At 34.5% G+C, this 14650-nt stretch carries 8 protein-coding genes and 1 other annotated feature; of the genes, 5 read left to right on the forward strand and 3 right to left on the reverse strand.

The window, feature by feature from the left end:
- Positions 1–110 precede the first annotated feature (110 nt).
- From ACUXVC_RS10515 to ileS, 3 genes are all read left to right on the forward strand, one after another.
- Positions 111–989: a class I SAM-dependent methyltransferase gene (locus tag ACUXVC_RS10515; protein WP_095691018.1), complete on the forward strand. Its 879-nt coding sequence runs from the start codon at positions 111–113 to the stop codon at positions 987–989.
- Between the two features lie 307 nt (positions 990–1296).
- Positions 1297–5499 carry a bacteriocin-processing peptidase family protein gene (locus tag ACUXVC_RS10520; protein WP_095691017.1) on the forward strand — a complete coding sequence of 1401 codons (4203 nt, stop codon included), beginning with the start codon at positions 1297–1299 and terminating at the stop codon, positions 5497–5499.
- Positions 5500–5590: 91 nt separating this feature from the next.
- Positions 5591–5831: a binding site (T-box leader), on the forward strand.
- 54 nt (positions 5832–5885) lie between these two features.
- Positions 5886–8987, forward strand: a complete 3102-nt coding sequence (gene ileS, locus ACUXVC_RS10525; RefSeq protein ID WP_095691016.1) for an isoleucine--tRNA ligase — start codon at positions 5886–5888, stop codon at positions 8985–8987.
- A gap of 52 nt (positions 8988–9039) precedes the next feature.
- On the opposite strand, the gene ACUXVC_RS10530 is transcribed toward ileS, so the two are convergent.
- Together ACUXVC_RS10530 and ACUXVC_RS10535 are read right to left on the reverse strand one after the other, a co-directional pair.
- Positions 9040–10125 (reverse strand): DUF418 domain-containing protein, encoded by a 1086-nt coding sequence (locus tag ACUXVC_RS10530; protein WP_141241078.1) that lies wholly within the window; start codon positions 10123–10125, stop codon positions 9040–9042.
- A 1-nt stretch (position 10126) separates the two neighbouring features.
- Entirely contained in the window at positions 10127–10711 is a 585-nt protein-coding gene (locus tag ACUXVC_RS10535) for a TetR/AcrR family transcriptional regulator (protein WP_095691014.1), read from the reverse strand.
- Between the two features lie 330 nt (positions 10712–11041).
- On the opposite strand from ACUXVC_RS10535, the gene ACUXVC_RS10540 reads away from it, so the two are divergent.
- Positions 11042–12553 carry a M36 family metallopeptidase gene (locus ACUXVC_RS10540; protein WP_000482274.1) on the forward strand — a complete coding sequence of 504 codons (1512 nt, stop codon included), beginning with the start codon at positions 11042–11044 and terminating at the stop codon, positions 12551–12553.
- Positions 12554–12660: 107 nt separating this feature from the next.
- Here ACUXVC_RS10540 and ACUXVC_RS10545 read toward each other — a convergent pair whose 3' ends face one another.
- On the reverse strand, positions 12661–13140 hold the full coding sequence (locus ACUXVC_RS10545; protein WP_088023232.1) for a hypothetical protein: 480 nt from the start codon (positions 13138–13140) through the stop codon (positions 12661–12663).
- Between the two features lie 63 nt (positions 13141–13203).
- Between ACUXVC_RS10545 and ACUXVC_RS10550 the strand changes: the two genes are divergently transcribed.
- Positions 13204–14586, forward strand: coding sequence for a UDP-N-acetylmuramoyl-tripeptide--D-alanyl-D-alanine ligase (locus ACUXVC_RS10550; RefSeq protein ID WP_141241077.1), 1383 nt, complete (start codon positions 13204–13206; stop codon positions 14584–14586).
- Positions 14587–14650 lie beyond the last annotated feature (64 nt).

The raw sequence follows: 14650 nt of genomic DNA on the forward strand, positions 1-14650 counted from the left end.
CAGTAATCTCACCTTATTAAAACCAATTTCTTGGGTAATTGTTAAAAATGTAGGAATGTTTTGTTAAATGGAGAATTGTAAGGGGTGTATATAAAAGGAGGCGTTAGAGGTTGGAAACATACGATTGGAACAGTAAACTAGCGTATTTAAAAAATACGAGAGATTTATATTACAATAGCGATTATGTAAGTTTTCTAGTGAATTCAGTTTGGAAGATTTCTGAGCCAGTCCATGTTGTTGATTATGGTTGTGGATATGGTTATTTAGGCTTATTATTAATGCCTTTACTTCCAGAAGGATCAAAGTATACAGGCATTGATAGTGGAGAAACATTATTAGCTGAAGCGAGAGAGTTGTTTCGTTCACTTCCGTACGAGTCAGAATTTCTGGAGGGAGATGCTATAGAAATTGAATTGAACGATACATACGATATAGCAATTTGTCATGCCTTCTTATTACATATGAGTTCACCAAAAACGATGCTACAAAAAATGATTCATTCAGTTAAAAGTGGCGGGAAAATAATCTGTTTTGAACCACATTGGATATCAAATATGTCTTCATACACTTTGGATGGAGAGAACCAATCGGAAATTATCCAGCTAGGCATTTTGCAGAATTTATTTGAAAGTGACACGCAGAGGAGTGGAAAAGATGGAAATATTGGTATGAAAATACCGATATATTTAAGTGAATTAGGTGTGAAAAATATTGAATGTAGAGTAAGCGATAAAGTGAACTTTTTAGATTCAAATATGCATCACAATGATAAAAACGATTTGTATCAATCATTAAAAGAAGAGGGGATTGCAGGTGATCCGGGTGATAAGCAACAATTTGTAGAACGTTTAATGGCTAAAGGATTAACATATGATGATGCGCTAGCTCAATATGAAGCTGAACTACGATTTTTTAAAATATTTCATGTGCATTCTTCTTTAGTATACGCTCCGAATATGAAAATTACATTTGGTGACATAGTATGTTAAAAGTCATGATATATAAGGATTGTCGTTTAATGTCGATATAATTTGAAAATCGCCGATATATTTGAATTATCGCTGATATAATTTTATGTACTAATTTCAGCTTCTACAAGATTAAAACCGCATGTTACGTTATTCCATATAATTAAACAAAATACGGAGAAAAACAATCATTTTCACTATATTTTGTTATAAATTTGAATAATATTAATTAATACCATCCATTATAAGAGATTTTAGTTGAATACATACTATATGGTGTGTAAAATCTAAGCAAGTGGCAGTATAAATATAAATTCGAGGTGAATGCATGCTAGATTTTAAGCAGTTAGAAACTTGTTTAAAAGACAAGAGATTTGTAGATGGATTACAGGAAATAAATAATGAAATTGCATATATAAAAGAAACGAATACTTTATCCTATGTGAAGAATTGGCTTGCCAATATTACTTCGCATAAGGAGTTCGATATATTAATTCGCCTTACTGATGAAGGGCTTATGCACCAATACAGTTCATTCCTCATTCGTTACGCTTATAAAAAATTCCCAAATATGAGAACGCTCTCTTTATATTGTGATGAGTTAATTGATGAGCGGAAAATTCTTGAAGCAGAGCAGTTGTTAAAATCTTCTTTAGAAGAGTTAAGTAAAGAAGAAATAGATGCAGATTTTTTAGCGAAAACATATTTTACATTAGTACGATGTCTTTTAGAAATGAAAAGAAATGAAGAAGCGCTAATGTATATGCAAAAAGCAGAGGAGTACAGTACGCGCGTAGTGTTTGATAAATGGGGCTACGTTTATATGCATACAGGCGAATGGGAGAAAGCGGAAGAACAATTTATTGCTGGCATACAGCATGAAGATTGTGAAGAGTTATCTACCTATTTATTATCACAATTGTATGCAAATAAAGGAGAACAAAAACGTGCGATACAGTTAATTAATGATGCGATTGTAAAGTTCCCACAAGTACCATATTTTCATTTTGAGAAGGTAAAGTATTTATTAGATTTAGAGCAATATGAAGAGATGTTAGCGGTAATAGATAACATAAATACTCAGCTGCCATATCATGCTTATAACACTTACTTTGTACATTTACGTGCAGAAGCGCTGTACAAAATGAATAAATTTGCAGATTTACAAAAGCTATTAAAAGAAGAAAAGAGTTTAAAAGAATCGTTATATCATAATTTAGAAAAAAATCCGGATGGAAAAAAGGTTCACTTGCCGATAGTTCCTATTGTACAAAAGGATAATTATTGTGTTCCGACAAGTTTAGAGATGATGTTGCGTATATGGGGAGAGACACGTACACAAGATGAAATAGCAGAGTTTATTTTTGATATGACAGGATCGAAGTTTTCAGATACTGTTTCTTATTTAGAAGAATTAGGTTATGAATATCGTTATTTTAAAGGGAATGAAGAGAATTATAAGAGACTGATTGATGAAGGAATTCCTGTTTTATTAAGTATAGATATTGAGCATGCTTCACACGTACAAGTTCTATCTGGATATGATGATACATTGCAAGCTTTCTATGTTCAAGATCCAAACTTTATAGAACCAGTTCTTGTAGAATATAGTAAATTACAAGAAAAATATCGTTATACAGGCTGTTTAGCAATCACGTTTGTTCCGAAAGAAAAGAAGGCGCAACTAGCGTTTCTAAGTGAGGAAGAAAATCGTTATTTTAAATCTATTTTTTCTCTTACGGATCATTTAGATGAACATGACAAAGAGGGAATTAGTAACTTAGTACAATTTTTAAAAGAAACGAGCGATAATCCAAATACGTGGCTATATACGATAAAGCACTTAGATGTTGAAGTAGATAAAGAATTTATTTTATATTGTATCGATAAGTTAATGGAAAAGTTTCCGAACTCGGACTTTGTTAAATTGCATGGTGCACAGTGTTTTATTCGTCTTCAGGAAGTAGAGAAAGCGGAGCAAATGCTGACAAGCGTTGAGAAGAAAAATAATCGTGCATTATATCATTTGATAAATGGAAGATATGCTTTTGAGCAGGAAAGTTATATAGAAGCGATTTCAAGCTTTCGTTCATCGTTACAATTAGACGCAGATCAGCCTATTGCTTGGAGTTTTCTCGCTTTATCCTATATGTATATTGATCAATCTGAAAAAGCATTGCAATACTCTCAAGTTGCGTTAGAGCGCAGTCCTGAAAGGTTCACTTTAACGAATCACGGTTTAATATTAATAGATTTAGAAAGATATGAAGAAGCATATGAAATCTTTAATGACTTGTTAAAAGAGTATAAATATGAAGCACATGTATGGTATGAACGAGCGAGATGTGCACATCAACTAGGAAAATTATATTTAGCAATAAAAGGGCTTAAAGTAGCGATTCATTTGGATAGTAATGCATCTTACATTTATACGAAACTTTCAGAAATATACGAATCTGATTTGAAGGATGAGGAAAGTACGAAAGAAATTTTATTAAACGGTATTGAGAATTGTGATGATAAAGCACCTCTTTACGTAAAATTAGGGGACTATCATTTTCAAAATGATAGCTTGGAAGAAGCAGAAGTATTGTATAAGCGTGCTTTAGAAGAAAACGATGAGGATGTTTATTCTCACTTCGGACTTACACAAGTGTATATGGCAAGAGAACAATACAAGGAAGCAAAAGAATACATTCTTGGTCTTGAGAAGCAAATTGAAAAGAGCCAAGATTTCCTCATGAATGCAGGAATGGTTTTATGGGATGCTGAACTTGAACTTGGTGGAAATGAAGAAGGGTTTAAAGTAGCGCTATCTAAGTTAGAAAATGGTATAAAGAAAAGCGATTATAATGTAGCAAGTGCGTTAGATGAATATGTGAATCGAATTAAAGGAACGGAATTTGTACAACGAGGTATAGCGTTTTTAAGAACGTTACACAAAGAAAGTAATGAAGTAAGTGAGTACGGTTGTTATGCAGGTATTTTATATGAATCTATTGGACAGTACGGCCAAGCGATGAAAAGATATAATAAGGCGATAGAACAAAAGGAAACGGCATTACCGTATTACCGAATTGGTGAAACACTTATGGCATTAGGGCAATTGACGGAAGCAAAACAAGCGTATGAAACATGTTTAGAGCTTGATGGGAATTTCGTAGGTGTACATTTACAGCTTGCGGAAATATACGAAAAAGAAGAAAACCGTTCTAAAGAACAAAGTCATATGGTTCAGGCGATGAAGGAAGAGCCGTTGCATATTAATATGGAATATTTGGCACAGCTTTCAGTAGATATGAATCTTCAGGAAGAATTGCTGACTGAACTAGAACAATTAGAGGAAGAAGTACCTGAAATATGGCGTTTAGATGCGATTGCATATGTGTACGGAGCGATGAATGAAATAGATAAAGAACAAGCACAGATTGAATACGCGCTACAATTAGATGGTGAGCATATAGAAGTTCTATATCATTATGCAAAAGTATTAGTGAAAAAAAGAAATGTAAAAGCAATTGAAATTGCAATGAAAGTAATACAAAAAGATTTTGATAATGAACGTATATTTGATGTTTATGTAAAAGCAGTAGAGCAGCATAAAAAATTGTCTAACATACGAGATTTTCTTCATACGTTAAAGGTGAAAAAAGCAGAAAGAAGTGCAGCATTCATGTATGCTGCAGCTGCGGTTACGGAAATATGGATTGAACGCCAGCTGCATGAACAACCAAAACGATCTATCATTACGAGAGCTTTTTATCGTATGAAAAATCGTGCCAAAGAAATTTCAATGGTTACTATGATAATTGATTTATATGAAATCTCTTTAAAGTTAAATCCGAAAAATAGTATGGCAGCACAGCGATTTGCGCTATTTTATGAGAATGTAGAGATGAATAAAGAAGCAATAGAGATTCTGCACACGTCACTAGAAAATAGATGGGATTATGAAGTAGCGAAGCAACTTGTAAATCTTTTCGTTGAGTGCGGGGAAGAAGATATGTTAAGAGATGCTTTGGAATTAACGAAGCAAATGGTTCGAGAACTACCAGATGATTATGATACTCTTCTTCTGCAAGCACAAGTATTCTTTAAAGCAGGAGAAGAAAGAAAAGCAGAAAAGATTACCTTACAATTAACGGAGCAAACACCGTTCGTAAGTAGAGCATTTCTTGCTTTAGGAGAAATGTATCAAAGTCAAGAAAGGTTTGAAGAGGCAATTCATGTATTAGAAAATGCTTCTATACATCATCCAAATGAAACAGCAATTCTCCTTTCTTTAGCGTCTTCATATCATGGTGCCGGCCAAACACTAAAGGCAGAAAAAATAGCAAATGAAGTATTAACAATGGATGCAAATGATTTGTTAGCAAGATATGATCGTGCTTGTTATTTAGCACAGTTAAATAGAAATGAAGAGGCGAAGGAAGAGCTTGAAATTGTCCTTCGTGAGGATGAATCGGGATTCTTTGCTGAACTTATTGAGGATGATGAAAATTTAGCAGCATTGCGAGAATTTGAAAAGTAATTGTATAAGAATAGGGGAAAAGATAAGGATATATTTTGAATTAGTTGACAATTAGTTGTCAAATGGCATAAAATAACTTTTAACAAAGTATACAAATCTGAAGACGAGAAAGAGTAAAATAGTGAACTGTTCTCCAGAGAGCCGGTATATTGCTGAAAGCCGGTGGGCAGACGTTATTTGAAAATCATCTCCGAGGAGCCGAGGCTGAAAGTGAGTAAGCCCGGACGGATGTCTACCGTTACAAAGAACACGTATGATAGTACGTTGCTAAGCGCTATTAGTGAAAAAGCTAATAGAATTAGGGTGGTAACGCGGGTAAACCCGTCCCTACTTCATAGGGACGGGTTTTTTGTGTGCTTTTAAAACATTCAAAGGAGTGATTGTAGATGAAGAAAGTAGATGTAAAAGAGTCAGCTGTAGGGAGAGAAATACGTATTCGTAAGCAGTGGAACGAACAAAGCATTTTTGAACAATCAATTCAGAATCGAGAAGGCGCGCAATCGTTTGTGTTTTATGAAGGACCACCAACGGCGAACGGTTTACCACACGTCGGCCATGCACTTGGTCGGGCAATTAAAGATTTAGTAGCAAGATATAAAACGATGGCTGGTTATAAAGTAGTAAGAAAAGCAGGATGGGATACACATGGTTTACCTGTAGAACTAGGTGTTGAGAAGCAACTTGGTATTTCTGGTAAACATGAGATCGAAGAATATGGCATTGAACCATTTATTCAAAAGTGTAAAGAGAGTGTTTTCACATATGAAAAGCAGTGGCGTGAATTCACTGAAAGTATTGGTTATTGGGTAGATATGGATGATCCATATGTAACTTTAAAGAATTCATATATCGAAAGTGTATGGCATATTTTGGGGACAATCCATGAAAAAGGATTGTTATATAAAGGACATAGAGTTTCACCATACTGTCCAAGCTGCCAAACCTCATTGAGCTCACATGAGGTTGCACAAGGGTATAAAACAGTAAAAGATTTAAGTGCAACTGTGAAGTTTAAAGTGAAAGATAGTGAAAATGAGTATTTCTTAGGTTGGACAACAACGCCTTGGACACTTCCAGCAAACGTAGCGCTTGCTGTACATCCAAATATGGAATATGTTAAAGCAAAACAAGAAGGTCATGTATACATTGTTGCGAAAGAACGTGTACAAGAAGTATTAAAAGAAAACTATGAAGTATTATCTGTTCATAAAGGCGAAGAATTATTAAACACATCTTATACAGCGCCATTTCCGATGAAAGAAGTCACAAATGGTTACCGCGTTATCGCAGCAGAGTTTGTAACGGCAGATAGTGGTACAGGACTTGTTCATATTGCTCCAGCATATGGAGAGGACGATTATAGAGTTGTTCAAAGTGAAGGATTGTCATTCTTGCACGTTGTAGATGAAAAAGGTGAGTATACAGAAGCGGTACCATTTTTGAAAGGTAAATTTGTAAAAGATTGTGATGTGGATATCGTTCGTTATTTAGCGAAGGAAGGTTTACTGTATCATAAAGAAAAATATGAACATAGCTATCCGCATTGCTGGCGTTGTGATTCACCACTACTTTATTATGCAGGAGAAAGTTGGTTAATCCGAACAACTGCAATTAAAGATACATTTTTACAAAATAATGATTCAGTTACTTGGTATCCGGATCATATGAAACATGGACGATTTGGTAAGTTTTTAGAAAATATGGTGGACTGGAATATTAGCCGAAATAGATATTGGGGAACGCCATTAAACGTATGGGAATGTGAAAGTTGTGATCATCAGTTTGCGCCGAAAAGCATTGCCGAATTAAGAAAGCATAGTACGAAAGAAACACCGGAAGATTTAGAATTGCATAAGCCTTATGTAGATGAAGTGCAAGTCCGCTGCGAAAAATGCGAAGGCACAATGAATCGTACACCAGAAGTGATTGATGTTTGGTTTGATAGTGGTTCTATGCCATTTGCACAATATCATTACCCATTTGAAAATAAAGAGTTATTTGAAGAGCAGTTTCCAGCGGATGTTATTGCAGAAGGAATTGATCAAACACGCGGCTGGTTTTATAGTTTATTAGCAGTATCAGCACTATATACAGGAAAAGTACCGTATAAACGAGTGTTATCACTAGGGCATGTTTTAGATGAAGAAGGGCAGAAAATGTCTAAAAGCAAAGGAAATGCACTAGATCCAGTTGATTTAGTAGATAAGTTTGGTGCAGATGCGCTAAGATGGGCTTTACTTGTTGATAGTGCCCCGTGGAATGCGAAGCGTTTTTCTGAAAGAACAGTACTGGAAGCGAAATCTAAATTTGTAGATACATTAGTCAATGTGTATAGCTTCTACGTTTTATATGCAAATTTAGATGAGTATAACCCGAAAGAAACGTATGATGTAAAGCGTACGAAATTAGACGAATGGGTATTATCAAGATTGCATAGTACAACGAAAAAAGTGAGAACAGCACTTGATGATTATCAATTTACGAATGCAGCTCGTGAAATTGCAGTACTTGTAGATGAAGTGAGTAACTGGTATGTAAGACGCTCACGTAATCGTTTCTGGGAATCTGGTATGAGCGCTGAAAAAGCTGCTGCGTATGAGACACTTCATGAAGTACTTGTAACAATTAGTAAATTAATTGCACCATTCACACCGTTTGTCGCGGAAGACATTCATCTTAATTTAGAAGGAAGTAGCGTTCATTTAGCTGATTATCCAGTTGTAAATGAATCACTACTTCAGCCGAAATTAGAAACGGAAATGGATGCTGTTTTACAAGTTGTTGAACTTGGAAGAAGTAACCGTAATCAGCATTCTTTAAAAGTAAAACAGCCGCTAGCAGAACTTGTATTACTTGAGCATAACGAGAATGATATGGATTGGGAATCTTATCGTGATATCGTTATGGATGAGTTAAATGTAAAAGCGTTCCATGTTGAACTCGATGAAACAAAATACACATCATATCAATTGAAGCTCAATTTTAAAACAGCGGGGCCGAAATTCGGTAAAAATGTGAATGCAGTGAATGGTTGGCTAAAACAATTATCACAAGAAGAAGTACAAAACTTTGTATCAACAGAAAGAGCAGTTTACGAAGCAACACCAGGAGAAAAAGTAGTTGTAACTGCTGAAGATGTGTTAGTTGAGAAAGTTGCAAAATCAGGATTCTCTAATACGACTAACGGACAATATACGGTTATGTTAGATACGAATGTAACGGAAGAATTGTTACAAGAAGGAGTAGCGCGTGAATTCATTCGTGCGGTTCAAGAATATCGTAAACAGTTGAATTTACCAGTTAATTTACGAGTCGATGTTATTCTCGATACAGAAGAAGAACTACAACGAACGTTAACGAACCATAAAGATTTATTGGAAGAAAACTTACTCGTAAAACAATTTACATTTGGTCACTTAACGAACGAAGACGATGAACTTTCTTTAGGTGAAACAAAACTTAGAATTAAATTAAGTGCAGCTAATTAAAGAAAAAAGGAAGTTGGAATGATTCCAACTTCCTTTTTCGTATGGAGGTAAATTAACTAGCTAATTTCCTCATAATCCATTCGATAGGTCCTCTAGAAAATTTCTTTCTCCATAATACGCTAAACAAAATACTGAAAATGAAAAATACAGTAGCAAATAATAAAACGAAAAGTAGTGTTTGATGTTCCATTCTATTGAATAGAATTAATGCTCCAATACCGATAAATACATGACTTACATAATGAGTTAATGTTAATTGACCTGTTTGTATAATGGAAGTAACAAACCAATTATTTTCATATTTTTCAGTGATATAGAGGCAAAGTATTAATATAGCAATAGCGGATCCTGTAGCAGATAAAATATATAATATATTTGGTAAAATGGGTCCTGTATTAAACAAAAATGTAGCAGCTTCTTTGCCAATGTGTGGAATGAAGTAATGCGTGAGCCCCTTTGATAAAAGTTCTATCAGTATGGTGAATGTAATACCGAGCAAGAGCAACCTATCTCTAATCTTTTTATTATGAAGATCTAATCTGCCAATTATCATACCGATTAAGAAGAACGAAAACCAAGGGAAAAAAGGGTGATAACCATTAAAGAATAAATTGCGAAGAAAACCGTTAACTGTCCAGAAGTCTACATAGTTTATAAATGGAGTAGGGCCTCCCCAACCTTCGAAAGCATTGAAAATAAGCTGAAGAGATTGTGCCAAGAGTAGGATAATAATAGATAAGAAGAGTAATGCTTTTTTTCGGACTGTAATGAGTAAGGCAGCAACGAAAAGGTAAACACCATAGTAGTGTAATATATCCCCAGTCCACTCCATTACGTATAAAAGTAATCCTAAAATAAATAAGAATAGTGCACGTTTCCATATGATCTTTCGGCTATTAGAAATTTTTATTTTTTCATTTCTAGCAACAGAGGATCTAGTCATTAAAGATATGCCAATTCCAGCAAGTATAACAAACAAGGCAGAAGCTCTACCTTCAAAAAGTGACATGAAGGTTATTAAAAATGGGGGACCATTTCCTTCTGCACCTGTTATCACCATAAAATTAACAAGCAGCATACCAAACATCGCCAAGGCCCTAGCAAAGTCTAAGCCGATAATTCGTTTTTTAGTATTCAATTCAATCCCTTCTTTCAAAAATACTGTTTACAGCTTCCATCCATATTTGTCTATAATCTATATCCACATGTAACATCATAAAATTCCCGACATTATCAAGCACTAATGCTAACATATGAGCTTTTGAAACTAGATTTTTATTTTCAATCAATTGCAGCTCATTTGCTTTTGTAAGGAGTGATTCAAACCCTTGTAAATATTCTGTTTGCACAGTTAGTAATCGATCTTTGTACATATCATTTCTTGAAGATAGTAATACATATTCTTGCAACACACGATTAAAATAAGGATCGTTCTGCTGTTCATCAATTATTTTGAATCCAATTTCAATGCATTTCTCAATAAAATTTCCTTTCGTAAACTCTTCTGTATGGAAGAAGGAAGAAAACTGCATCGCAGCACATAATTCTGTGAAAATACATTCGATTAATGCATCTTTAGATTTAAAGTAATAATAAATGGACGGTTTAGCTATTCCGACTTCTTCAGCAATCATTGAATAAGTCGTTTTGGTAATACCATGTCCGGCAAACAGTCGATAGCTTGCTTCCATAATTGAAGAGAGTGTTTCTTCACTTTTGCTCATAATAAAGCCTCCTAAAAAAAGGTTATATAAATCGTATCATTCATTAATATTTTTTTCAACCTATCGTTAGGTAAAAAGTAGCCTATTTTTTACAAAGTCATTTAAAAAGTTTAAGAGTTAAGGAATTGCTTTAGAAATATATTTCTAAAGTATTGTGTTCACTTTACACATAAATATTGAGAAAATTTCACTTACCCTAAATGAAAAGGTAATAGAAGTGTTTATAGAGAATTACTCGTAGATTCAATTTTTATCCCCCCATTTTGTGGGGAATGATTGCCTAGTGGTAATGGGATAAGGTTGAGCTACTTTATTAGGGGGAGTGGTTCTATGTTTAATAAAAAAATGGTGGCAATGGCAATGACTGTACCGTTAGTAATGGGGACGATTTCTACGGTTTCGGCATTGGAAAAACAACAGCAAGTAAAGTTAGAAGCTTATTCGCCACAGAAAAAAGCAACTGAATATTTAAAAGAAAATGCTGCGCAGTATGGATTGAAAACAGACCTTTCAGACTTGCAATATATTTCTACAACAGAAACGTCAGTAGCTTCATATGTTAGGTTCCAACAAGTTGTTAATGGTGCACCTGTATTTTCAAAACAAATTACAGTTACGCTTAACGGAGAGGGAAAGGGAGTACTCGCTGTTTCTGATTATCAGCCTGTTACAGGTGTGAAGGAAGTAACGACAAAAATTAGTGAAAAAGATGCAATACAAAAATCAATGGCGTATGTTGGAGAAGCAAGTGAGCAAAATTTATGGGCTCCTACAGATAAAGAGTTTGGATATATTGTTGAAGAAGGAATTGCTCGTCCAGTATATAAAGTTGTAGTCCATTCTAATAATCCATTTGGTGCATGGGAAACATTTATTGATGCAGAAAATGGAAAGTTAATTAAAAAGGTTGATATAAACCGAAAAGCTGAAGGGTCAGGAAAAGTATTTTTACCTAACCCAGTCGTATCTAGCGGTAGTAAAGTAGGCTTAAAAGATAATAACGATGCAGATTCAACAGCTCTAACGAATCAACTGAAAACTGTTACGTTAAAAGGTTTAGATGGAACAGGATTTTTAATTGGAGAATATGTAACGATTTCTTCAAAAGCGAAAACAAAATCTACGAATTTACAATTTAACTATACACGCGCAAATGATAGCTTTGAAGATGTTATGTCGTACTATCATATCGACACATTGCAACGGTACATTCAAAGTCTAGGTTTTAAAAATATTAATAACCGTTCGATAAAAGTGAATGTTAATGGTACGACTGATGATAACTCATTCTATTCTCCATCAACAAAAGCTTTAACTTTCGGTACTGGTGGTGTTGATGATGCAGAAGATGCTGGAATTATCGCACATGAATATGGGCATTCGATTCAAGATAACCAAGTTCCTGGCTTTGGTAGTTCAGCAGAAGGTGGAGCGATGGGAGAAGGATTTGGCGACTTCTTAGGTGCTACATATGAAGATGCAGTATCGACTACTGGATATGGTAAAGCATGTGTTGGAGAATGGGATGCGACAGCTTATTCTAGTTCAGATCCAACATGCTTACGCCGATTAGATACGAATAAAGTATATCCGAAAGATATAACGAATGAAGTGCATGATGATGGTGAAATTTGGGCTCAAGGTCAATACGAAATGGCACAAGCTTTTGGCCGTGATGTAGCAACAAAAATCATTTTACAATCACACTGGTCATTAACACCAAACTCTAAATTCAGTGATGGAGCGAAAGCGATTAAGCAAGCGGATGCTCTTTTATATGGCGGACAACATGCTGCTGATATCGATCGCATTTGGGCAGCGAGAGGCATTAGTACGAATTAATATAAAAAGTCGTGGCATTTATAAGCCACGACTTTTTAATTTGCTTACGAACTGGTACTAGTAAATAAAGCTATATCAATGATAGTGTGAATATATCCGTATCCCATTTACTTTTTAGCTTCTTTAAAAACAAAATGCTCTTTAAATTTTCTAGATTCAACTTTTTGACCATTTCGCATCGATCGGAATGGGTGCTCTTGCCATGTAATAATAACATCAACTTCATCTGCTTTTGTAGCAACAGGTAAATTAGCGTGTTCAAATCCAGTTTTTCCACTTGCTAAACGACTTTCCTTTAGGGAAAAGAGTTCATATTTCGTTTTCTTATTTGGTTCGTTGCGGAATACTTCGACGTTTACGTTATATACCTCACTATTCCCAACATTCTTTACTGAAAAATGATATGTTTGAAATTCAGCTTTTTTAGCTTGAAGCATATTCTTGTTTGTTTTTTTCGGTTTATCAATATTCACTTGCCATTGATCAGAGTTTTGGGAGATTGGTAAAGATTTTGGTGAATAGGCGTATGTTTCGTTTACTACAATTAGGCAAAACAATAGGAGAAAGAAACTAATTGCTTTTTGCATATACACACCTCGCTATAAAATTTTTTATTAATATGCGTAAATGAATTGGGTTTTATGTAAAAAATGGAAAAGGGTGACGATTTGATTCAACTACAATTAAATAAATTGGAAGAGATAGTAAATGGTGAAGGATTACAAGAATCATTTCATTATATAGAGATGCAAGGCGTCTGTATTGACTCTAAAAAAATTACGAAAGGGAATTTGTTTGTTCCGATTATTAGGGTGAAAGATGGACACGATTATGTAAAAGAAGCGATGGAAAAAGGTGCGGCTGCTTCTTTATGGAAAAAGTCTTACGGTGATCCTCCAAAAGGAATCGCGATTATTTTTGTAGATGACACATTACTTGCACTGCAAAAAATAGCGCGATATTACCGAAAGACAAGTAATGTGAAAGTTATCGGAATTACTGGTAGTAATGGAAAGACAATGGTAAAAGATATAATAAGCACGATATTAAGTACAACTTATCGTGTGCATAAAACGAAGGGAAATTTAAATAGTCAAATTGGTTTACCACTAACGATTTTAGAAATGAAACAGGATACAGAGTTGTTAATACTTGAAATGGGAATGAGCGAAACGGGACAAATTCGAAACTTAGCACAAATAGCACAGCCAGATGTAGCGATCATTACAATGATTGGACAGTCACACTTAGAAACGCTTGGATCAAGAGAAGAGATTGCGAAGGCTAAATTTGAAATTGTAGACGGATTAAATGACGGTGGACTGTTCTTATATAATGGTGATGAGCCATTACTTTCTCAAAATATTAATATGCTAGGTATAGAAAGTAAGTCGTTTGGTGGAAAGTATACAAATGATTTGTTTCCAACGAACGTACAATTAGATGAATATGGTGTTCATTTTAAATTAAATCATTCAAAAATACAGTACGATGTTCCCTTACATGGAAAACATAATATTTTTAATACGATTGTCGGAATCGCTGTAGGTCAATTTTACAAAGTCCCTATAGAAAAAATACAAGAAGCATTGCAGCAAATAAACATTACACAAATGCGCTTTCAGTTTTTAACCGCTAAAACAGGTTTTACAATTATTAACGATGCATGGAATGCCAGTCCTTCCTCCATGAAGGCTGCAATTGAAACGTTGCAGAAATTAAATGCCTATAAGAAAAAATTTATAGTGATTGGGGATATGTTGGAGTTAGGCAAGAAAGCTGAAACATATCATAGAGAAATTGGTAAAATGTTAAATGAGGAGAGCATTCAATATGTATTTACGTATGGAGAGTTAGCCAAAATTGTAGCGGAAGAAGCAAGAAAGAACTATCATACAGGAAAAATAAAGTCATTTGATAATAAAGCCAAAATAGCAGAGGAAGTATTGAAAGTTATAACGAAAAAAGATGTTGTTTTACTGAAAGGTTCACGTGGAATGGCTTTAGAGGAGATTGTACAAAACTGGATGTGAAAAATCAAAATATATTTAAAAGTGCTTGCATTTTATAGGATAAAGAGTTAGAATACTCTGTAAA

The organism is Bacillus sp. N6, from assembly GCF_052805735.1.

Excerpts from the sequence above, each read along its gene's own strand:
- ACUXVC_RS10520 (WP_095691017.1), top strand. The coding sequence starts at position 1,297 with ATGCTAGATTTTAAGCAGTTAGAAACTTGTTTAAAAGACAAGAGATTT.
- ileS (WP_095691016.1), top strand. The coding sequence starts at position 5,886 with ATGAAGAAAGTAGATGTAAAAGAGTCAGCTGTAGGGAGAGAAATACGT.
- ACUXVC_RS10535 (WP_095691014.1), bottom strand. The coding sequence starts at position 10,711 with ATGAGCAAAAGTGAAGAAACACTCTCTTCAATTATGGAAGCAAGCTAT.
- ACUXVC_RS10540 (WP_000482274.1), top strand. The coding sequence starts at position 11,042 with ATGTTTAATAAAAAAATGGTGGCAATGGCAATGACTGTACCGTTAGTA.
- ACUXVC_RS10545 (WP_088023232.1), bottom strand. The coding sequence starts at position 13,140 with ATGCAAAAAGCAATTAGTTTCTTTCTCCTATTGTTTTGCCTAATTGTA.
- ACUXVC_RS10550 (WP_141241077.1), top strand. The coding sequence starts at position 13,204 with ATGGAAAAGGGTGACGATTTGATTCAACTACAATTAAATAAATTGGAA.